Source organism: Streptomyces sp. NPDC102279, from assembly GCF_044766365.1.
In the GTDB taxonomy this organism is placed as follows: domain Bacteria; phylum Actinomycetota; class Actinomycetes; order Streptomycetales; family Streptomycetaceae; genus Streptomyces.
In genome coordinates this window covers 450,568-469,567 of sequence record NZ_JBIWLU010000004.1, presented here as the reverse complement: position 1 = coordinate 469,567, position 19,000 = coordinate 450,568, and the positions used below count along the sequence as shown (strand labels likewise).

Here is a 19,000-nt window from a genome sequence, read left to right as displayed (position 1 = left end):
CCGGCGCGATGGGTCATCAGCCCGCGCCGGTCCGTGGCGCGGCAGGCGGCACGAACGCCGGTGCTGGGGGTGCGGGCGGGGGTGAACGCCCTGACGGGGACGGCCAGCCCCGCCCGGGGATCAGGGGGTCCAGGGAGCGGCGACTGCCCAGCTGACGTCGTCGGGCCAGAGGGCCGTGGCGTCGAAGGTGTTGGAACCGCCGTTGGAGGCGACGTATCCGGTGCTGGCGTAGTGGCGGATGTATCGGTCGGCGAAGTTGTAGGAGACGAGCGAGTTGCCCTGCCCGTTCACACCGGCCTGCGAGCAGAAGGTGGCGTCGTTGGCGAACAGGGCGCTGCCGTCGTTGGGGTGCAGGTAGAGCTGGAAGTTCTGGTGCCGCAGATAGTTGCCCGGTGTGTTCTTCGACTCGAAGGAGCGGCAGGCGCTGTTGGCCAGGCCGGGCCGCACGATCCAGGAGGCGTTGGCCTTGTCGGTCGCCGCGCCGGCGGAGGTGACCACCGCGGTGGCGACGCTCGCGCCGGAGTGGCTGAGGAAGCTGCTGGTGCAGCAGGCGGTGGTCGCGCGGAGCGAAATCGTCGAACCGGAGTTGAGCGCGGTCCCGCCGCCTGAGCCCTGTGCGTAGCCGGCCGCCACGATGTTGGCCTGGACGGCGTTCTCGGTGGCGTCCGAGGGATAGCCGGAGGTCATGACGCCCTCGTAGAAGGTTCCGGCGGAGCTGTTGCTGTTGTCGCCGCCGATGCCGAGGATGATCGCGCCCTCCTTCTTCATCGGGTTGTAGCCGGAGGCGTTCGGCCGGACTCCGTTGTAATAGGTGGACAGTCCGCCCGACTGGGCGTTTCCGGCACGGATGGCCCAGTGGTTCGGCTCGCCCTTGACGATCGCGGTGAGGAAGCGGTGGTTCACGGTCGGGTCGTTCGCGTTGTTGCCGGGGTTGACTCCGGAGAACAGGCCGTTCTCCAGGTCGGCCATGACCCAGGGGCCGTTGCCGGCGCCGGATCCCCACCCTCGGCTGTTGCCGAAGTAGACGGTCTCCATCGTGCCGTTGCCGTTGTCGCGGCTGTTGGTCTCGGCATTGCCGTAGTCGAAGCAGCAACCGTCGTTGTAGTGCGTGCCGTCGAAGAGCGCGTACATGCCCTCGGGCCGGTCACCTGTCGCGATTCCGTTGGTCGCGTTGTTGCGGTAGCCGGTTCCGGGTGAGACGAAGACACCGTAGGCACGGTTGCCGTTGAGGGTGACCGGCGCCATCGTGGCGTTGGCGAGCTTGTCGTAGCCGCCCGCGGCCGGCCCGTTGAATCCGCCCGGGGGTGCCTGGGTGAGCCGGTTGTTCCGGCCGGTCTGGTCGTAGATGACGGTGATGACGCAGCTCGTTCCGGCGCAGAACGAGTCCTGTGCCGTGGCGTTGGCGTATCCGCCCGCGCTGAGGACCCCGATGTCGCGCGTGGCGTTGTCCGAGGCACGGCGCACCTGGTACAGCGCCCCGTTGTAGGCGCCGTACAGGGCGCGGGTCGTGCTGTGGGCGGCCACGCACGGGGTGCCCCCGGCGGCGTACAGGTCGCAGGGCTGGGACGTCGCGGCCTGGGAGGCCGTCGTTCCCGTGAGGGCCCCCGCGACGAGCACGGCGGCAAGGGTTGCCGTCAGGGTGGCGGCACGGCGGCGAAGAACGGACCGAAGTCCTCTCATCTGTGTCCTCGATTCCTGGGTGGTTTCCGGAGATTCCCGTGCACCGGATGGCTTGGATCGGGCTCCCGTCCGGGCAGGCCGATGGTCGCGACCGCACAGCTCAGGGCAGGGGCAGGGGACGGCAAGGCAGGGCAGGGCTTGACGTTTGCGGGCAACGGTCGACCGTGCTGGTCGACCGCAAGGTGAGGTACGCCCCGGTCCGTCCGACTTTCGGGTGCTGTTCCGCGCTTGTGCCTACGTCGCGCCCCCGGAGGGCGCGAGTGACGACCGGCCGTGGATACGGTCCGGCAGCATGCGTGGTACGCCGTCAGGTGGGTGGGGCCCATCCGGCGTCTGGGGGGCAGCCGTTCTGGTGATGCCGCTACGGCGACATGGTCGTGCCGCACATGTTCATGGGTCGGCCCGGGCAAGGCAGGTCACCGCCGAGAACGGGGAGAGCACCCCGGCGGGGCCCCGGTCGGGCGGAGAGCGGTCGTCAGGCTCTGCCAGACGGAACGGGCCTCGCGTCGTCCCACGCGAGGCTCCCGAACCGCTTTGTTAGCGCTAACAATCTGCTGCAATGTCGAGCAGGAGGGGTGGGTGCTCAAGTGGCACAGACGCTAAACCGCGTCCGTGGGGTGCGCAAGAGTTTCTTCCAACTCCTCCGAAGTGCGCCTGAAATCAGCGCCGTTCAGCGTCCTCCGCACGGTCGGGAGTTTCCCGTCGGGACCTACGGGTCCAGGCTCGCCCCGGCTCGGCACCCAGTCGCGGAACGACCCGCCGGAGCGTTGGAGGCCCCACCCTCCTGGCGTCGACCGGACCGATGATCCAGCCCCCGAGCGGCACCCGACGACCTCAAGCTCGGACGGGATCTATGCCCGCCCTCAGTGTGTGCCGTACAGCGCTCACATCAGGACATCAGCGACTGCCCTGCCTCAACCCGCCCATAGGGTTCGAGAAATGAATTCCTCCCCGTCCGCCCCTCCCATGGCGCCTGCGGCAAACAGGACGACGCGTCCACCCCTCGGTCCCAGTTGGTTCGCTGCCGTGATGGGCACCGGCATCGTCGCCAACGCCGCGGTCACGCTGCCATGGACCTTCCCCGGGCTGCGAACCGGCGCCATGGTGGTCTGGCTGGGCGCCGCGCTCCTGCTGGTCCTCCTCGCTGCCGGTTACCTCCGGCAGCGAGCCCTGCGGCTTCACGCCGGTGATCCGGTGATGGCGCAGTTCCTGGGCGCGCCCCCGGTGGCCCTGCTCACGGTGGGCGCCGGGACACTGCTGCTCGGCCGCCCGCTGATCGGAAGCGAGGCGGCACTGAGCGTGGACTGGGTGCTGTGGTCACTCGGAACGGTGCTCGGTCTTGTCACGGCCTGCACGATCCCGTACCTGATGGTCACGCGGCACCGCTTCGCGCCGGACGCGGCGTTCGGGGGCTGGCTGATGCCCGTGGTGCCGCCGATGGTCTCGGCCGCGACAGGCGCGCTGCTCATCCCCCACGCACCGGCGGGGCAGCTACGCCTCGCTCTGCTACTGGGCTGCTACGCGATGCTCGGACTCGGTCTCGTCGCGGCACTGCTGGTGATAACCCTCATCTACGGCCGCCTGATCCATCACGAGGCACCCACCGGAGCAGTGGTGCCCACGGTGTGGATCGGAGCAGGTGCCCTGGGGCAGTCCGTGGCGGCGCTCGGCGCGCTGGCCGCGGCGTCGCCGGGCGTGCTCCCCGCGCCCTACGCACAAGGGACCGCGGTGTTCGCACTGCTGGGCGGGCTCGGGGTGTGGGGCTTCGCCATGCTGTGGCTCACGCTCGCCGCGGGGCTGACGGTACGGACGATCCGGATCGGGTTGCCCTTCGCGGCCACCTGGTGGTCGTTCATCTTTCCGGTCGGTGCCTGCGTGACGGCCACCAACACCCTTGCCGCACAGTCGGGTTCGGATGCGTTCAAGTGGATCGCCGTGGCGTCCTACGGGCTTCTCGTCCTCGCCTGGATCGTCGTGGCCGGGCGCTCCGCACTCCATGCCGTCGACCACATGTGCCGCAGGATCGTCGCAGGACATGGGCGCCGTCCTGCCGTCGGGGCGGCGACTCGCGTCGACGGGACCGCCCCGCTCACGGGAACCGTCCGCGCCCGCGGACTTGCTGTCGCCGAGGCCCGGGTGACTCCTCTCGACCCTGCGGGCGAGTCCGTCTGCGTCACCCTGACCGCCGACGAGGAGGGCTGACGGCCCCCGAAAGTTGATGATGGGCCTGCTCCGAGCGTGGGAGCAGGCCCATCGTGGCTTTCGTACGATCCCCCTGCCGAGATCGACGGGAACCGAGTCGGTCGTTGTCTGGTCGGTGTGGGCGAACTCGGTCGGTGCGTGGAGGGCCGGCCGATGCCCCTGCTCGGTCGCAGCGTGGCGCGTCCCGAGGGAGGCACCGCCTGGTGTCTCCGCTCCAACCACCGCTGCGCACCTGGCGCGTTTGGGGGAGGTGGGCAGCCCCGTGGCCGCCGCCGTTGGCGATGGTCGTCGTGCTGACGCCGCTGTAACGCCTTGGGATGAGTTGGCCCCGTCATCCGCCCGGTGGGACGTGCAAGGGGCTGTTCGATCGTCCCGTTCACGGGCGTGACCGACTCACGATCCGCCGAGTAGCTGCGGCTGCCCGCCCTCGCCGTGCGCAACGCCGCGAGTCGAGCCATCTGCTCCCCCATGCCGCGCGTCCCGGCCAGGGGGGTCAAGGCCTCCGGCCAGATCGCGCGGACGAGGCTCACGTGCCGGGCGCCTCCGAGGGCCACGACAGGCCCGCGGAGGACGACGCCGCGTTGCCGCGCCTGCTCCAAGAGGGCGTCGGCCGTGATGGAGTCGGCAGCACCGTGGGGAGTGTCGTACGGCTCGATGACGTCGTCGAGGTCGAGCAGACCGTACCGCGCGGAGAGGATGAGCAGCCGGCCGGGCTCCAGCGCCTCCGCCGCCCTCCGGCACGCACGATGGTAAGAACCCACGTACAGGTCCCCCGCCGGTGCGCGCCGGCCCAGTTTGCGGCTACCGCACGGGATGACGACCAGCTCGGGTTCGAAGCAGTCGAGATGGCCGTTCGCTGTCATGCCTGTCGTCCTCTTCCAGTGTGTGGCGTGGTGGCCGGTAGGAGCCGACGGTCCCTACGGGAGGCGGGACACGTGGTAGTGGGCGATCTGCCAGTCCTCGGCCGTCCGACGTACGAGGACACTGAGATTGACGCCGACGGTGGGGCGGTCGGTGAAGGAGAAGTCGACGGCCAGGTAGCCGAGGACGAGGTCCTCGGAGAGCCGTCTGGTCTCGAGCACCTGGTACGCGGCCTCCATACCCAGGGGCTGCGAGTCGTAGTAGGCGGCGACACCTCGCCTCCCGGTGCTGTAGGGGTGCAGGCCCTGGAAAATGGCGTCGTCGGTGAACTGCGCGGCGACCTGCTGGGGCTCGTGGGCGTCGACGCCGGACTTCCACCGGTCCAGGACGTCACGCAGGACCGCTTCGTCGTCCTTGGTCTTCATGGTGTCCATCAGGGTGCTCCTGGTAATCGGGGCCTGAGGCCTGCCGGTGTGGTGGACGGTGTGGGGTGCGCCACCAGGGACACCCCACACCTCCAAGGGTGGACCCGCCGGGTCAGTGACCGGCGCTCATCCCGCCGTCCACATGGAGGATCTCGCCCGTGACGAACGGCGCGTGCTGCAGATACATCACCGCGTCGACGATGTCGGAGGACTCGCCCATACGGCGGACCGGGTGCAGCCCCGCGAGGGCCTCATGGGTGTCCTCGGGGTGCATGGGGGTCTTGATGGTGCCCGGCGCGACCGCGTTGACCCGGATGTTGCGCGTGGCGTACTCGATGGCGAGGGACTTGGTGGCGGACTGCAGGCCGCCCTTGGTCAGCGAGGCCAGCGCGGACGGAACGCGGGCGTCGGCGTTGTCGACCAGGCTGGTGGTGATGTTGACGATGTGGCCGCCGCCCTGTGCGAGCATCCGCTCGATGGCGAGCTGGGTGATGCGGAAGAAGCCGGCGACGTTGACGCCTGTCACGGTCGCGAAGTCGTCCTCGGTGTAGTCCGTGAAGGGCTTGGCGACGAAGAGGCCCGCGTTGTTGACGAGCGCGTCGATGCGGCCGAAGCGCTCGATGGCCGCCGCGACGACCCGTTCCGCTGTCTCGGGGGCGGCGATGTCTCCCTGGACCGTCAGGACGTCGAGGTCGTCGACGGGAGCGATGGTGCGGGACGTCGCGACGACGGCGTAGCCCTGCTTGCGGTAGGCGGTGAGGAGGTCGGCTCCGATGCCCTGCGAGGCGCCGGTGATGATCGCGACCTTCTGGTCCTGAGTGGTCATGGTGACGTTCTCCGTGTGATCGAGGGACCCGTCCGAGAAGGGAGGACGGTTGCCGACCGATTTACTAGCCGACCGGTCGACTAATGCGAAGGTAAGCGATGCCGACGCTCGCGTCCACGGTCGGCGGGCCTGCCCCCGGGACCGAGTTCCTCCCAGGTGGTAGGCGCAGGCTTCCAGCGCAGCTCAGAGGTCCCAGCCCAGCTCAGTGGGGCTGGTGGTGATCAGGGGGCGCCCTGGCGCATCGGGCTACCGCCGGTACGGATCGCAGTCCGGCAGCCAGGCACCGGACTCCTGAAGACCGAGGTCGCCGACGCCGTCACACAGTGCGTCCACCGCCGAGAGGACCGAGGAACGGACCTCGCTCCGACGCCAGACCAGCGACCAGGTCCAGTGGACCTCGGGCCCTACGACGGCACGTCGGGCCAGATCGGACGGCAGCGGAGTGGTCTGCCCCTTGGGCGAGTTGATCACGGGGCCGCCGATGCGCCGGACGTGATCGAAGAAGGCAGGACCGGTGATGCCCCCGTCGGAGATCCGCACGACGCGCGACCCGGTGTCCTTGGCCAGCGCCTCGCCATAGGCGTTCCAGGACGACCAGGAGGTGGTGTCGTCGTCGAGGAGCACGACGGTGTCCGGGGCGGACACCTCCCCTGTGGCGTCTCCGGGGGCGACCGCGTAGAGCCGGTCCGCGCCGATCAGACGGGCCCGCAGGCCGAGATCCTCCAGCGCACTGGAGGGCACCCAGCAGACCGCCAGGTCCAGGCTTCCCTCGGCGACCCGTGCGGCCTGGGCGTGCGAGGGCGCCACCCAGGCGTCGATGTGGACCTGGGCCACGGCGGCGGTGCGCGCCGTCAGGTCCGGCGGAAGCCAGTTGACGTAACCGAGGCGGACGGGTTCCGAGCCGGACAGCCTGCGGGCGCGGATCTGGAGCTCGTCGGCGCCTTCCAGGAGGGCTCGGGTATGGGGCAGCAGAGCCGAACCGGCGGGCGTGAGGGAGACCGAACGGCGATCTCGGTCGAACAGACGCACGCCCAGGTCGCGTTCGAGGGCCTTGATCTGCTGGGACAGGGACGGCCCGGCGATCAGGAGACGCTCGGCGGCCCGGCCGAAGTTCAGTTCCTCGGCGACGGCGACGAAGTACCGCAGCTGGCGCAGTTCCACACGGGTCATGCTACGTCGGTAGGAGGGTGTGGCTACCAGCAGGGAGACGGCCGGTCGTGGCGCGCCTCCGGGAGCGGGCGGACGATGGACACATGCATGCCCGAGGGCGAGTGAACGCAGAGCTCCCGCCGGTGGCGGCTGCTCGCTCACGTCCGCGCCGCGGCGGCGCGTCACCGGCCACACCGCCGCACCGCCTCACAACCGAACGGAGAACGACCATGCGTGAGTTCCTTGTCGAGATCACCACGACCGTCCCCGAAGGGACACCGCAGGAAGAGGTGGACCGGCGGCGGGCCGCCGAGGCCGTCCACGCACGCGAACTGGCCGCCACCGGCCACCTGGCACGGCTGTGGCGTCCGGTCGGGGAACTGCGCAGTGTCGGCATCTGGCGCGGCGACGACGAGGACGACCTCAGGGAGAAGGTGCTGGGCACCCTTCCGCTGAGCCCGTGGATGACCTTCAAGGTCACCCCGCTGGAATCCCACCCGAACGACCCGGGGCGCACCGACACCACGGCGTGAGCCGTCCTCCGCTTCAGCTCCCCCGGGCGTGACCCCGGGTTCGGGTGTCGGCACCCGGGACCCGGCCGACGTGGAGGTGCGACGCGCCCCAGCTCCAGGGAGACCCACGAACCCACGCTCCGCCCTGGTCGCGGGCCGAGCCCGGCCGACGCTCCACCGCACCGGCAGCCGACCCGCCCCGACCACCTCCACCGGCGGGGCATGCCCTGCCCAGCCGCCCCGCCGGTTCGCCGCCATCGCCGCGCGCATCGCCCTGCCCGCGCTGCCACCACCGCGATGCGCCGTGCCGCGCCGCGCCGCGCCCTCCAGGATCTCCGAGGACCCTCATGCCGTTGAGAAGCCCCCTGCCCACCGCCGCCAAGGAGGCCGTCTCGCGGCACGCAGCCTGGGGCCACATCCTTCAGGCCGCCGCGGCACTCGCGGCGGCCATGGGGGTCGGCCGGTTCGTCTTCACCCCGATCGTTCCCCTGATGCACACCCAGGCGCGCCTGTCCCCTGGCGCGGGAGCCCATCTGGCCACCGCCAACTACGTCGGCTACCTCGTCGGCGCACTCGCCGGCATCCTGGCTCCCTCCCTGGTTCGCTCCCCGGCCCTCCTGCGGACAAGCCTGGTCGTGCTGGTCGGCAGTCTGGCGGCCATGCCCGTGACGCACAGCACGGCCCTGTGGATGACGTTGCGGCTGCTCGCCGGGGTGGCCAGTGCGCTGGTCTTCGTCATCGCGGTCAGCTCCCTGTTCAGCCACCTGCGCGAGCATCCGGCCCACCTTCCCGGCTGGGCGTTCGGCGGCGTCGGCGCCGGCATCGCTCTGTCCGGTCTGCTTGTCCTCGCCGTACGTTCCTTCGCCGACTGGCGGGCCGCATGGTGGGCCGCGGCCCTGCTCGCCGCGCTCCTCACCGTCCAGGCGTGGAACCTCCGCCCCGAAGCCGCACCGGAACCGCCCGCGGCAACGGCGGGGCCCGATCCCGTCGGCGACGTTGCACGGACGGCACGCACCGGGCGCCGGTTCACCGCCCTGTTCGCCTCGTACACCCTGGAAGGCGTCGGCTACATCGTCGCCGGCACCTTTCTGGTCGCCGCGATCGAGCAGGGCTCACCCGGTTGGATCGGCAGCGGCGCCTGGGTGGTGGTCGGTCTGGCGGCTCTGCCTTCTTCCGCCCTGTGGGCCTGGCTGGGACGCCGTTGGTCCCGGCCGGGCCTGCTGTGCGCCGCACTCGTGATCCAGGCGGTGGGCATCGCCCTGCCCGCTCTGTTCGACAGCGTTTCGGCCGCTCTGATCTCGGCGGTCCTGTTCGGCGCGACGTTCATCGGCATCAGCACCCTCGCGCTCGGCACGGGCGCCCATCTGCGGTTCCCTCGGTCCGTCGCCCTGCTGACCGCCGGATACTCCGTCGGTCAGATCGTCGGCCCTCTTCTCGTCGCGCCCCTGCTCCAGCACGGATACCGACAGGCGCTGCTGCTGGCGTCAGGGGTGGTTCTCGCGGCGGCCGTGTCAGCGGCCGTCCTCCGGAGCGGGTTTCCGCACCGGATCGTCGTGGCGCACCCCGACCTGCCCGACGGGCGGTCCGGAACCGCCAAGCGTGGTGCGGCCACGGAGGGGCGTGCCGGCTGAGGGAGCCGAGGCCCGGCCCGGTGCTCCGGGCGCCGGGCCTGAGCCGGACGGTCGCCGCGGGGCCGACGGCCGTCAGATCCCCGCCACGGGCTCCTGCGGCATGGACGCGCCGAGCAGTGCCAGGCAGTTCGACCACAGGGGGCCGAGCTGCTGGGTGTTGTTGTAGAGCTTGGCGAACAGGACCTGGCCCTCCAACTGGGCAACGACCGCTCGTGCGGCCTCCCTGCTGTCGGCCACGGCGATGTCGTGGCGAGCGAGGGCCTCGGAAACGACCGACTCGACCATGCCGACCTGCTCCTCGAAGATCGCCTGCAGCCTCTCCCGAACGGATTCGGTCTGGTTGCTCATCTCCAGGGTGAGGTTCCCGAACATGCAGCCCGATACGGTGCCGCAGCTCTGCTGACCGGCGAGCTGGGAGGCTTCCGTGTCCTCGAACAGCCGCCGGAGTCGGATCAGCGGTTCGTCATCGCTGCCGAGGGCCCTGGCCCAGGCGCTCTTCTGCCCGGCCCACTGCTCGTCGATCACAGCGAGAGCAAGAGCTTCCTTGGACTCGAAGAAGTAGTAGAAACTCCCCTTCGGCACACCGGCCGCCTTGCAGATTTCGGCCACCCCCAGCGCCGAATAGCCACGCAGCTCGATGAGTGACTGCGCGGCGCCGAGGATCTTCTCTCTCGCGTCGCTGGTACGTCCCATGAGTGAAGTGTACGACCGGTCGTCTATCGATGACCGGTCTGACCCAGGGCCTGTCGTTCGGATCAGGTGGCGCATCGGTGCGGCGCCTTGTCGATTTCCCCCAACCTCTTCGAGCAGGGGGGACCCCCAGCGGCGTTGTCGTCGGTTGCCGACTCCCCCACTCTCGGCTTCGTCCTCCTCCGCCTTGCATCTGCACGCACCCTGCCCCACTCGAGTGTGTGCCCTGCCCCAGGTCTCGCCGCATGATCCAAACGACAGACCCTAGACTCCGCCCCCATGGAGATCGCGACTGCTACCCCTTCCGTCGTCGAGGACCTGGCGTCGGCCGGAGTTCTGAGGGCCTCGATCAACCTGGGCAACCCCGTCCTCGCGCAGGGCACGCCCGCCGAGCCTGGTGGGGTCACGGTGGACGTCGCCCGGGAGATCGGCCGGCGTCTGGGAGTGCCGGTGGAACTGCTGTGCTTCGACGCCGCACGCAAGTCGTTCGAGGTGATGGCGTCGGGCGGGGCGGACATCTGCTTTCTTGCGGTCGAACCGGCGCGGGAGGCGCAGGTCGCGTTCACTGCCCCCTACGTGGTGATCGAGGGCGTGTACGCCGTGCCCGTGGACTCCGCCCTCGGCTCCGCCGGCGACGTCGACAGGCCCGGCGTCAGGGTCGGGGTGAAGCACGGCTCCGCGTACGACCTCTTCCTGAGCCGGACCCTGCGGCAGGCGACCGTGGTGCGCGGCGACGAAGGCGTGGACGTCTTCCGTACGCGCGGCTTGGAGGTCGCGGCCGGGATCCGCCAGCCGATGACCGAGTTCGTGGCTGCGAATGCGGGCGAGGTCCGGCTGATCCAGGATCGTTTCATGGAGATCCGGCAGGCGGTGGGAACGTCCCGGAAGCGCGCGCCCGAGTCCGTACGGTTCCTGCACGACGTGGTCGAGGAACTGAAGGCGGACGGCTTCGTGGCCGACGCGCTGCGCCGTTCACACCAGTCCGAGACTCTGCTCGCGCCGCCCGCCCGCATGGAGGGATGAGGCGTTCGGAGGCCTCGCCGCTTCCGCCGAACCGTGAGGAAGTGACCGCGCGATGGCGGGCGTCGGCCGCCGGTGAGGCGACGCGGGAACCCGTGCACTCAGGGGCGGCTGCTTCGATGGAGGGCGACGCGGAGCCGGACGCACTCATCCCTCCCGGAAGGCCGACCGCGCCAATTGCGCGGCAGCGCTGTCCAGCAGCATGTCCAGAGCCGTCGGGTAGGCGCTGGTGACCATGCGGGTGGCGAGGAGGGGGGCCGCCTCCGCGATACGGGGATGGGTCGCGGCGGGCAGTCGGGCGTACGTGGAACGCCACATGGCCTCGTCGGCGCGCAGCGCGGCGCTGGGCAGGGCGAGGGAGGCCGCGTCGAGGGCGGCGAAGGCGAGTGTCTGGTCGATGAAGGCGTGGTAGATCCGCACCGTGTCGGGCAGTTGGAAGCCTGCCGTGCGCAACAGTTCCAGGACGGCCTCGTCGGCCGCCAGCTCGTTGGCTCGGCCGCTGACCCGGCTGGTGGTCAGCTGGGCGGCCTGCGGGTGGGCGAGGTAGGCGGCGTGGATGCGCAGGCCGATGGCCCGCAGGTCGGCCCGCCACTCCCCCGTCGGTTCCCAGCCCCGCAGTGCCTCGCCCATGAGCGCGTCGGCGATGGCGAGGGTCAGGTCGTCCATGCCGCGGAAGTAGCGGTAGAGCGTGCTCGGGTCGCAGTCGAGCGCCAGGCCCAGGCGGCGCGCGGTGAAGCCGGCGCTGCCGTGCTCGCGCAGTATGCGCAGCGCGGTCTCGACGATCAGCTGCTCGGAGAGGACGGTACCGCTCCGGGTGGGTCGGCGGCGCCGCCGCTTCTCCTCGGGCACCACCGGTTTCGCCACGCTGACCTCCACGGTGGACGTTTACGCCAACGCCATTGACCTTACGCGACACCGGGGCGTTGTATCTCTCACGAGGGCGCGCCTCGTTCTCCGTAGGACCGACAGGGAGTTCTTGCCATGCGTGTACTGCTCGTAGGAGCCGGTGGTGTGGGGACCGCGATCACCCGGATCGCGGCGCGACGTACGTTCTTCGACGCGATGGTGGTCGCCGACTACGACCCTGCCCGGGCCGAGGCCGCCGTCACGGCCGTGGGCGACGACCCGCGGTTCGTCGCGGCCCGCGTCGACGCGAGTGACACCGCGGCGGTGGCGGACCTGCTGGCCCTGCACCGCTGCGACGTCCTGCTGAACGCGACCGACCCCCGCTTCGTCATGCCGCTGTTCCAGGCGGCACGCGCGAGCGGCGCGAACTACCTCGACATGGCGATGTCGCTGTCCCGGCCGCACCCGGAGCGGCCGTACGAGGAGTGCGGGGTCAAGCTCGGCGACGGCCAGTTCGCGGAGGCGGCCGACTGGGAGAAGGCGGGCGCGCTCGCACTCGTCGGCATGGGGGTGGAACCGGGCCTGTCGGATGTGTTCGCGCGGTTCGCGGCCGACGAACTCTTCGACGAGATCGAGGAGATCGGCATCCGTGACGGCGCGAACCTCACCGTCGACGGCTACGACTTCGCGCCGTCCTTCAGTATCTGGACCACCATCGAGGAGTGCCTGAACCCGCCTGTCGTGTACGAGGCGGACCGCGGCTGGTTCACCACCGAGCCGTTCAGCGAACCCGAGGTGTTCGACTTTCCCGAGGGCATCGGTGAGGTCGAGTGCGTGAACGTGGAGCACGAGGAGGTGCTGCTGGTGCCCCGCTGGGTCGATGCCCGGCGCGTCACTTTCAAGTACGGCCTCGGGAACGAGTTCATCGACACGCTCAAGACGCTCCACCTGCTCGGGCTGGACCGCACGGAGCCCGTGACGGTCGCGGGTGCCGACGGCCCGGTCGCGGTGTCTCCCCGGGACGTCGTGGCGGCCTGTCTGCCCGACCCGGCGACGCTGGGCGAGCGCATGCACGGCAAGACCTGCGCGGGCACCTGGGTGCGCGGCAGCAAGGACGGCGCACCGCGCGAGGTGTACCTCTACCACGTGGTCGACAACCAGTGGTCCATGGCGGAGTACGGCAGCCAGGCGGTGGTCTGGCAGACGGCGATCAATCCGGTCGTCGCCCTCGAACTCGTCGCGACCGGCGCCTGGACCGGTGCCGGTGTCCTCGGACCGGAGGCTTTCCCGGCCCGCCCCTTCCTGGACCTGCTGACGGCGTACGGCTCCCCCTGGGGCATGCGCGAGCAGTGACCCGCCGTGCGGGCCGTGACGGTCCGCACCGCGTTCGAGGCCCGGTCGTCACAGCGACGCGGCATGAACGAGGACCGGCAGACCTGACCGGGAGACGGCCTCGCGCTCGAAGGGAAGACCGATCTTCGTGGCGACCCGTTGCGAGGAAAGGTTGTCCGGTCGGATGATCGCGATGAGGCGCGTCGCGCCGAGGGCGTCGCGGGCGTGGTCGCGACAGGCCATCGCGGCTTCGGTGGCACAGCCGTTCCCCTGGAGGTCGGCCCGCACGTGGTAGCCGACCTCCAACTCCGTGACTCCCTCGATCTCCTGGGGTGTCAGGCCGCAGTCTCCGACGAACTCTCCGGTGGCCCGGAGAGTCACCAGCCAGAGTCCGAACCCCTCTTGCCGGTAGAGACGCTGGTTCCACTGGATCCAGGCCAGGGATTCCTCCCGGGTCTTGGGCCTCGGGTAGTGGCGCATGACGTCCGGATCCCCGAGGAGTGCGGCCATGTCGTCGAGATCGCCTTCGGTCATCTGCCGGAAGGAGAGCCTTGCGGTGGGCGGCGGGCCTTGCAGTCGGTGATTCACGCGCACTCCTTCGTCCCGGTGGCTGCGCCGACGGCCGCGCGGGCGCCCGGGTGCTCGGGGGCGGCCAGGTGCTCGGGGGCGGCCTGTTCCGGTCGCCCCCGGGCCCGATCGCGGTGAATGCCGTCCGGCCGGAGCGGCCGTCGCGCAGAGTACTCCCTATGACGACACCCGCTGAGCTGCTCCGTTCCCTGGCCCGCACCCGAGCGTCGCTCGACGGCGAGGAGATCACGTACTGGTGGACCGGAGACGTGTACTCCTGGTCGCCCGACGAGCCGTACCAGCGCGTCTTCGGCTTCGAAGGCATCAATGTCGCCCGCCTGGTCCAGGATCCCGAGGACGGCCCGGACGCCTACCGTCTGCTCACCCGTGAGGCCGCCTTCTATCTGGATCCCCTCACCCGCGACATCCTGGAGACTTGGCAGGATCTGCCGGTGGTGCACGTCTGGAACGATCCTGCGAACCAGAAGTGGCGTCCCTTCCCGGTCCCGATGACCGACCTCGGCGGACAGGTCTGCTTCAGCCTGGAGATCCCGCTCTCCTACCCCTCACCGCTGCCGGTCGCCCAGTACCCCGTCCACTCGGCCGGCGACACCTACAAGGCGCTGGAACTCTTCCAGTTCTTCGCCGACCGCGCCGACCTGGCCGGTACCGCGCCCAGCGTCCCCGCCACGATGTCGTGGACCCGGATGTCCCCGTGGCTCCCCTGGATGGCACGCGGGCAGCGCCCCGGCGGCCTCACGTACCACTGCCGCGGCCGCAAGCTCAGCTCCTATGCCGACGTCCCCGAACGCACCCGCGCCTACATCGCGGACCACCGCCCGAAGTTCGCCCAGGCCCCGGAGAAGTGGAGCGAGCCGAACGAGACGAGCTGGACGTATTTCCGCAGCCTCAACCCGCCGGCGTAGACGCATCGTGTCGGGGCGGGTCGCATTTCGGCGACCGTCCCGACAGCTCGACCGATTCCTTTCGGAGCCGGCCCGAGTCTCTCCATCCAGAGGGGCCGGATCGGCCGGCCCCGAGGACGGAGACCGTCATGCGCAAGCTGCTCGCTGGATCATTCGTCACGCTCGACAACGTCGTACAGGATCCGGGTGGGTTCGGCGAGATCGATCGCGGCGGCTGGGCCCTGGAGTACTTCGACGACGCCTCACGCCGGCACGCCACCGACGCGCTGCTGGCGAGCGACACCTTTCTCCTGGGACGAGCGACCTACGAGACCCTCGAGAAGGCCTGGTCGAACAACACCGGCCCTTACGCCGAGGCGATGAACAGCCTTCCCAAGGTCGTCGTCACGAACACGCTGAGGGGCCCGTTGCCCTGGAACGCGACCGCCCTCCCCGGTGACGCGGCACAGACGGTCGCCGAGCTCAAGCAGAAGCCCGGCGGCAACATCATCATGTACGGCAGCTTCACCCTGATGCGAACGCTGCTGCAGCACGACCTGATCGACGAACTCAACCTCAGCGTCCACCCCGTAGTCGTCGGCGAGGGACAACGCCTCTTCGACACCGCGCTACCGCACGCGTTGAAGTTCGTGGCGGCGACACCGAGCGCGACGGGTGTCGTCACCCTGACGTATGCCCCATAGCTGCGTGTGCGGCATGGGTTCACCGGGGGCATCCCACGATCGCGCCCCTCCGCAACCCCCTCAGTCCGACCATTGGAGACAATGAGCGGGCCTGCGTTCGGCGGAGGGAAGGAAGCGGATGCTCGCCGGGATCGTGATCGACGCGCTTGATGTGGCGGGCATGAGCCGCTTCTGGCTGGGTGCAACTCGGGGGCGGACGGGCGGCCTTGAGTTGCGTTGTGTGCCGGCTTCGGAGCCGAAGCCGGCACACAAGAACCGGCTTCATCTCGACTTGGCGGGCGGGGTGGAATGGGAGGCCGAGGTGGCGCGCCTGCTCGGGCTCGGTGCGAGGCGGGTGGACATCGGGCAGGGAGACGTCCCGTGGGATGTGCTGGCCGATCCGGAGGGCAACGAGTTCTGCGTGCTGCGTCCCGGTCACCCCGGTGTGCTCGCCGACTCCGGTCTCGTCGCGATCTGCCTCGACGTCGCCGAGCACGATCGCCACGCGCAGTCGGCCTTCTGGCAGTCCCAGGCCGACTGGCACGCTGTCGACTACCACGACTGGGGCGTACGGCTGCGCAAGGAGCCTTTCAGCAGCGTCTCGTTGGTGATGGGGCCGCCCGCCGCGCCGAAGGCCGGCCGGAACAGGCTGCGCCTGGAGGTCAGCCAACGCGATTGGGAGCCGGGCGAGTTCCGCGACGCCGGCGGCAACGAGTTCCACGTCAGGGGCTGAACACCGGATCACTCTCCTGTCTACTCTCCAGATCCGGGCCGCCCGGTTCGGCGCCTCCGACCACGGGCGTGCAGTACGAGAGGCCGCCCGGCCGGCCTCGGCGCAGGACCAGGAGGTGACTCTTGTCGAACAGCACCGCGCGAACGTTGCGCCGGATCTTCGTGGTCCGGGCGATACCGCGCCCGCCGGTGGCGAGGAACAGGGCCGCGGCGTGGGAGTGACGCGCCGCGGCCCTGCTGCCGGCCTCCGCTCAGCGACCCGCCTGCAGCGCGCCCCAGGTGGCCGGGCCGACCTGACCGTCGACGCTCAGTGAGCGACTGCTCTGGTAGTCCCGGACCGCCTGTTCGGTCCCTGAGCCGAAGTCGCCGTCCGCGGAGACGGTGCGGCCGAGCGCGGCCGTGAGGGACCTCTGGAGACGCTGGACGTCGGCGCCCGTGCTGCCCTGGCGCAGTGCCGGAACCGTGCCCGCGGAGAGGAGCGCGGTCCAGGTGCGGGCGCCGACGACCCCGTCGGCGCCGAGTCCGCGGGCCCGCTGGAAGGCGGTGACAGCCGTGGTGGTCTTCGCGCCGAAGCTGCCGTCCACGGTGCCGACGCCGAAGCCCTGCGCGTTGAGGAGCGACTGCGCCGCCGCCACCTGGGCTCCCGAGGAACCGGCGCGCAGGGTGTCGTAGGACGGGAAGGTCAACTGGACGCCGCCTCCACCGCCACCCGTGCTGCCGCCCACGAGTTGCATGTAGTACGTCCAGTTCCAGTTCGGCCCCGGGTCGGTGTGGTCGTTGCCGGGTACCTCGGAGTGGCCGACGATGTGGGCGCGGTCCTTGGGGATGCCGTAACGGTCGCAGAGGTAGGCCGTCAGAGCCGCTGACGAGCGGTACATCGCGTCGGTGAACCAGGTCGGGTCGTCGATGTATCCCTCGTGTTCGATGCCGATGCCTGACGCGTTGCCCGAACGGGCGTGCCAGGCCGTGTCCTTGTCACGGACCATCTGGGTGATCTGGCCGTCGGACGAACGCACGACGTAGTGGGCGCTGACCTCGGCCGTCGGATTCTGGAACCAGCTGATCGTCCCGGCGTAGGAACCTTGGGTGACGTGGATGACGACCTTGCTGATCGAGGCCGTGCGGCCCGCCGCGTAGTTGGACGTGCTGGCGGGGACCCACAGTGCCGAGGGGTAGTCCGGACTCTGCGCCGCCGGCGCCACGGCCGCTTCGTACCGGCCGCGTTCGGGTGCGACGGGGCGGGCGGGAAGGGTCAGTTCCTCGCCGTCGGGCGTGCGGGCTTGCACCCCGTCGGCCAGGAAGGCGTAGACGGTGTCGGCGTAGAGGCGGGCGGAGGAGGGCTCGGTGGCGCCGCCGTACCGGGCGACGATCGGGTACCAGGCGTCCGCGTCGTGTCGTCGGGCTCGGCCCAGACCCGCGTCGTCGGCGTAGGCACGCAGGACCGCCGCTCCCCCGCGGATGTTCGCCGCGGTGTTCCTGCGCAGGTCGCGAGGTGTCTCACCGGTGATCCGGGACGCCAGTTCCAGGGTGTGCTGGTCGGGGTTGCTCACCAGGTGCATCACCCCGTAGCCGCCGGCCTGGCTCGGCAGGCCGGCGTGGTCGTCGAGGTGGGTCTCTCCGTATCCGAGCGCGATGAGGACGTCGCGCGGTACGTCGAACTCGGCGGCTGCCCGGGTGAAGTCGCGGCTCACCGGTCCGGGAGCCGTGCCGCCCTCCGGGCGGGGCGCGGCCATGGCGGGCTGAACGACGCCGACGAGCACGGTCAGAGTGCCCAGAACGGCGAGGGCGGCGCGCAGTTGAAGTGAGTGGGTCGTTCTGCGGTTCATGCGTGTGCCTCCGGTGGGGGCTGTGGCTTCGGGCGCGCGCAGTCGCAGGGCCCATGGCTTCGGGAGGGGCGGACGACAGGTCGCGAAGACGCGGTGCACAGTGCAGCGTGCACATTGCAGACGATGGGCGGCAGGTTGTGGGGCAGCGGCCTGGGGAGCTACGGGGTTGCCGGCGCCGGTGCGCTCACGGAGCCCTGCGTGCACGAAGGGGCAGCGCTCTGCACAGTTCCAGCCCGGGACGACAACCCGGGCCGGCCTGACCCGACCGAGTGGGTCGGGTCAGGCCGGCTCGATCGGGCCGGAGTCGGGCGAACTCGGAGCGACGGGGCCTCAGATGGTGCCGTTCTCCCACCACCAGGCCCGCCCGAGGTCCGCCCGGCTGTCGACGTGCTGGTGGTCGACGGTGTACGTCTCCAGGCCGGAGAATCCGCAGGTCTCCGCCTTCTGGTACACCGTGCGGTTGGCCACGCCGGGTACGTCGAGGTCGGCGGCGGTACCGTACAGGTGCATGCTGTCGCTGGCCCCGCCGATCTCGGCGTTGTGCGCGATGCTGCGGAAGCCGGAGTTGACCGTGATGGACGTGTTGCCGAGCTTCTTGCGCAGCGCCTCCAGCTTGTACATGGCACGGCGGGCGTTCTCCTTGGCGCTGGCGGCGCTCACCTTGCCGCCGTCGAAGGTGCCGCTCGAACGATCCGTGAACTCGCTCCAGTTGAAGTGAACGGTCGAACCGTCCGACTGCTCCAGGGCGTTGAGCTGGGCCTGAGTGGCGGGTCCGGCGCTGCCGTCGGCGGAGAGACCGTAGGCGGCCTGGAACCGGCGGACCGCGGCGGCCGTGCCCGGGCCGAAGTCACCGTCGATACTGACCCGGGAGTGGCCGGCCGAGTCCGCGGCCCAGCCGGCGACCCGGATCTGCAGCTCCGTCACGTCCGCTCCGGTCGCGCCCTGGTTCATGGTGCGCGTCCAGTTGTAGGCCTGCGCGGTGCCCGACAGAAGCAGGGGGCCGGCGAAGGCGCCGAGGGCCGCGGCGAAGGTTCCGCGCAGGACGGCGCGGCGGTTCGGGATGCGCTGGGGGGAGGTCATCGTGATTCCTTCGGGGATGTGGCGGGATGGTGA

The 19,000-nt window shown here is 70.4% G+C and carries 17 protein-coding genes and 1 pseudogene; 8 read left to right on the top strand and 10 right to left on the bottom strand.

The features are described from left to right. Positions 1 to 120 precede the first annotated feature (120 nt). Complete coding sequence (locus ACIRQH_RS12085) at positions 121 to 1,680, bottom strand: alpha-L-arabinofuranosidase B (protein ID WP_388878212.1); 1,560 nt, start codon at positions 1,678 to 1,680, stop codon at positions 121 to 123. A 939-nt stretch (positions 1,681 to 2,619) separates the two neighbouring features. On the opposite strand from ACIRQH_RS12085, the gene ACIRQH_RS12080 reads away from it, so the two are divergent. Next, entirely contained in the window at positions 2,620 to 3,882 is a 1,263-nt protein-coding gene (locus ACIRQH_RS12080) for a TDT family transporter (RefSeq protein ID WP_404225498.1), read from the top strand. A 458-nt stretch (positions 3,883 to 4,340) separates the two neighbouring features. Here ACIRQH_RS12080 and ACIRQH_RS12075 read toward each other — a convergent pair. The 4 genes and pseudogenes from ACIRQH_RS12075 to ACIRQH_RS12060 form a co-directional block, all read right to left on the bottom strand. Further along, positions 4,341 to 4,745, bottom strand: a pseudogene (locus ACIRQH_RS12075) (DUF6884 domain-containing protein); the annotation flags it as partial. A 54-nt stretch (positions 4,746 to 4,799) separates the two neighbouring features. Beyond that, entirely contained in the window at positions 4,800 to 5,168 is a 369-nt protein-coding gene (locus tag ACIRQH_RS12070) for a YybH family protein (protein WP_404225726.1), read from the bottom strand. 112 nt (positions 5,169 to 5,280) lie between these two features. Continuing rightward, on the bottom strand, positions 5,281 to 5,994 hold the full coding sequence (locus ACIRQH_RS12065; protein WP_404225496.1) for an SDR family NAD(P)-dependent oxidoreductase: 714 nt from the start codon (positions 5,992 to 5,994) through the stop codon (positions 5,281 to 5,283). A gap of 246 nt (positions 5,995 to 6,240) precedes the next feature. After that, on the bottom strand, positions 6,241 to 7,164 hold the full coding sequence (locus tag ACIRQH_RS12060; RefSeq protein WP_388932662.1) for a LysR family transcriptional regulator: 924 nt from the start codon (positions 7,162 to 7,164) through the stop codon (positions 6,241 to 6,243). A gap of 209 nt (positions 7,165 to 7,373) precedes the next feature. On the opposite strand from ACIRQH_RS12060, the gene ACIRQH_RS12055 reads away from it, so the two are divergent. Continuing rightward, complete coding sequence (locus ACIRQH_RS12055; RefSeq protein ID WP_388932660.1) at positions 7,374 to 7,676, top strand: muconolactone Delta-isomerase family protein; 303 nt, start codon at positions 7,374 to 7,376, stop codon at positions 7,674 to 7,676. A 326-nt stretch (positions 7,677 to 8,002) separates the two neighbouring features. Then, positions 8,003 to 9,286, top strand: coding sequence for a YbfB/YjiJ family MFS transporter (locus ACIRQH_RS12050; protein ID WP_388932658.1), 1,284 nt, complete (start codon positions 8,003 to 8,005; stop codon positions 9,284 to 9,286). Between the two features lie 72 nt (positions 9,287 to 9,358). On the opposite strand, the gene ACIRQH_RS12045 is transcribed toward ACIRQH_RS12050, so the two are convergent. Then, positions 9,359 to 9,979 (bottom strand): TetR/AcrR family transcriptional regulator, encoded by a 621-nt coding sequence (locus tag ACIRQH_RS12045; RefSeq protein WP_388878193.1) that lies wholly within the window; start codon positions 9,977 to 9,979, stop codon positions 9,359 to 9,361. Between the two features lie 276 nt (positions 9,980 to 10,255). Between ACIRQH_RS12045 and ACIRQH_RS12040 the strand changes: the two genes are divergently transcribed. Further along, positions 10,256 to 10,999, top strand: a complete 744-nt coding sequence (locus ACIRQH_RS12040) for a transporter substrate-binding domain-containing protein (RefSeq protein WP_404225493.1) — start codon at positions 10,256 to 10,258, stop codon at positions 10,997 to 10,999. Between the two features lie 144 nt (positions 11,000 to 11,143). Here the strand turns inward: ACIRQH_RS12040 and ACIRQH_RS12035 are convergent, their stop codons facing one another. Then, a complete protein-coding gene (locus tag ACIRQH_RS12035; protein ID WP_404225491.1) occupies positions 11,144 to 11,860 on the bottom strand; it encodes a TetR/AcrR family transcriptional regulator in 717 nt (238 codons plus the stop codon). Between the two features lie 117 nt (positions 11,861 to 11,977). Between ACIRQH_RS12035 and ACIRQH_RS12030 the strand changes: the two genes are divergently transcribed. After that, positions 11,978 to 13,195: a saccharopine dehydrogenase family protein gene (locus ACIRQH_RS12030; RefSeq protein WP_388932651.1), complete on the top strand. Its 1,218-nt coding sequence runs from the start codon at positions 11,978 to 11,980 to the stop codon at positions 13,193 to 13,195. Positions 13,196 to 13,243: 48 nt separating this feature from the next. Here the strand turns inward: ACIRQH_RS12030 and ACIRQH_RS12025 are convergent, their stop codons facing one another. Further along, the gene (locus tag ACIRQH_RS12025) at positions 13,244 to 13,762 is read right to left on the bottom strand and encodes a GNAT family N-acetyltransferase (RefSeq protein ID WP_404225489.1); all 519 of its coding nucleotides are present in this window, start codon (positions 13,760 to 13,762) and stop codon (positions 13,244 to 13,246) included. Positions 13,763 to 13,920: 158 nt separating this feature from the next. On the opposite strand from ACIRQH_RS12025, the gene ACIRQH_RS12020 reads away from it, so the two are divergent. The 3 genes from ACIRQH_RS12020 to ACIRQH_RS12010 all read left to right on the top strand — a co-directional run bounded on the left by ACIRQH_RS12020 (position 13,921) and on the right by ACIRQH_RS12010 (position 16,062). Beyond that, positions 13,921 to 14,667, top strand: a complete 747-nt coding sequence (locus tag ACIRQH_RS12020; protein ID WP_404225487.1) for a DUF1838 family protein — start codon at positions 13,921 to 13,923, stop codon at positions 14,665 to 14,667. 128 nt (positions 14,668 to 14,795) lie between these two features. Then, entirely contained in the window at positions 14,796 to 15,350 is a 555-nt protein-coding gene (locus tag ACIRQH_RS12015; protein WP_404225485.1) for a dihydrofolate reductase family protein, read from the top strand. 118 nt (positions 15,351 to 15,468) lie between these two features. Further along, on the top strand, positions 15,469 to 16,062 hold the full coding sequence (locus ACIRQH_RS12010; protein ID WP_358818603.1) for a VOC family protein: 594 nt from the start codon (positions 15,469 to 15,471) through the stop codon (positions 16,060 to 16,062). A 250-nt stretch (positions 16,063 to 16,312) separates the two neighbouring features. On the opposite strand, the gene ACIRQH_RS12005 is transcribed toward ACIRQH_RS12010, so the two are convergent. Together ACIRQH_RS12005 and ACIRQH_RS12000 are read right to left on the bottom strand one after the other, a co-directional pair. Then, on the bottom strand, positions 16,313 to 17,887 hold the full coding sequence (locus ACIRQH_RS12005; protein WP_404225483.1) for an N-acetylmuramoyl-L-alanine amidase: 1,575 nt from the start codon (positions 17,885 to 17,887) through the stop codon (positions 16,313 to 16,315). A 330-nt stretch (positions 17,888 to 18,217) separates the two neighbouring features. Beyond that, a complete protein-coding gene (locus tag ACIRQH_RS12000; protein ID WP_358818585.1) occupies positions 18,218 to 18,967 on the bottom strand; it encodes a D-Ala-D-Ala carboxypeptidase family metallohydrolase in 750 nt (249 codons plus the stop codon). Positions 18,968 to 19,000: the final 33 nt, after the last annotated feature.

What these genes read in the sequence shown, in the direction of transcription:
- ACIRQH_RS12050 (WP_388932658.1), top strand. Translation starts at nt 8,003, where the DNA reads ATGCCGTTGAGAAGCCCCCTGCCCACCGCCGCCAAGGAGGCCGTCTCG.
- ACIRQH_RS12030 (WP_388932651.1), top strand. Translation starts at nt 11,978, where the DNA reads ATGCGTGTACTGCTCGTAGGAGCCGGTGGTGTGGGGACCGCGATCACC.
- ACIRQH_RS12085 (WP_388878212.1), bottom strand. Translation starts at nt 1,680, where the DNA reads ATGAGAGGACTTCGGTCCGTTCTTCGCCGCCGTGCCGCCACCCTGACG.
- ACIRQH_RS12005 (WP_404225483.1), bottom strand. Translation starts at nt 17,887, where the DNA reads ATGAACCGCAGAACGACCCACTCACTTCAACTGCGCGCCGCCCTCGCC.
- ACIRQH_RS12000 (WP_358818585.1), bottom strand. Translation starts at nt 18,967, where the DNA reads ATGACCTCCCCCCAGCGCATCCCGAACCGCCGCGCCGTCCTGCGCGGA.
- ACIRQH_RS12010 (WP_358818603.1), top strand. Translation starts at nt 15,469, where the DNA reads ATGCTCGCCGGGATCGTGATCGACGCGCTTGATGTGGCGGGCATGAGC.
- ACIRQH_RS12020 (WP_404225487.1), top strand. Translation starts at nt 13,921, where the DNA reads ATGACGACACCCGCTGAGCTGCTCCGTTCCCTGGCCCGCACCCGAGCG.
- ACIRQH_RS12015 (WP_404225485.1), top strand. Translation starts at nt 14,796, where the DNA reads ATGCGCAAGCTGCTCGCTGGATCATTCGTCACGCTCGACAACGTCGTA.
- ACIRQH_RS12080 (WP_404225498.1), top strand. Translation starts at nt 2,620, where the DNA reads ATGAATTCCTCCCCGTCCGCCCCTCCCATGGCGCCTGCGGCAAACAGG.
- ACIRQH_RS12045 (WP_388878193.1), bottom strand. Translation starts at nt 9,979, where the DNA reads ATGGGACGTACCAGCGACGCGAGAGAGAAGATCCTCGGCGCCGCGCAG.
- ACIRQH_RS12040 (WP_404225493.1), top strand. Translation starts at nt 10,256, where the DNA reads ATGGAGATCGCGACTGCTACCCCTTCCGTCGTCGAGGACCTGGCGTCG.
- ACIRQH_RS12060 (WP_388932662.1), bottom strand. Translation starts at nt 7,164, where the DNA reads ATGACCCGTGTGGAACTGCGCCAGCTGCGGTACTTCGTCGCCGTCGCC.
- ACIRQH_RS12065 (WP_404225496.1), bottom strand. Translation starts at nt 5,994, where the DNA reads ATGACCACTCAGGACCAGAAGGTCGCGATCATCACCGGCGCCTCGCAG.
- ACIRQH_RS12055 (WP_388932660.1), top strand. Translation starts at nt 7,374, where the DNA reads ATGCGTGAGTTCCTTGTCGAGATCACCACGACCGTCCCCGAAGGGACA.
- ACIRQH_RS12070 (WP_404225726.1), bottom strand. Translation starts at nt 5,168, where the DNA reads ATGAAGACCAAGGACGACGAAGCGGTCCTGCGTGACGTCCTGGACCGG.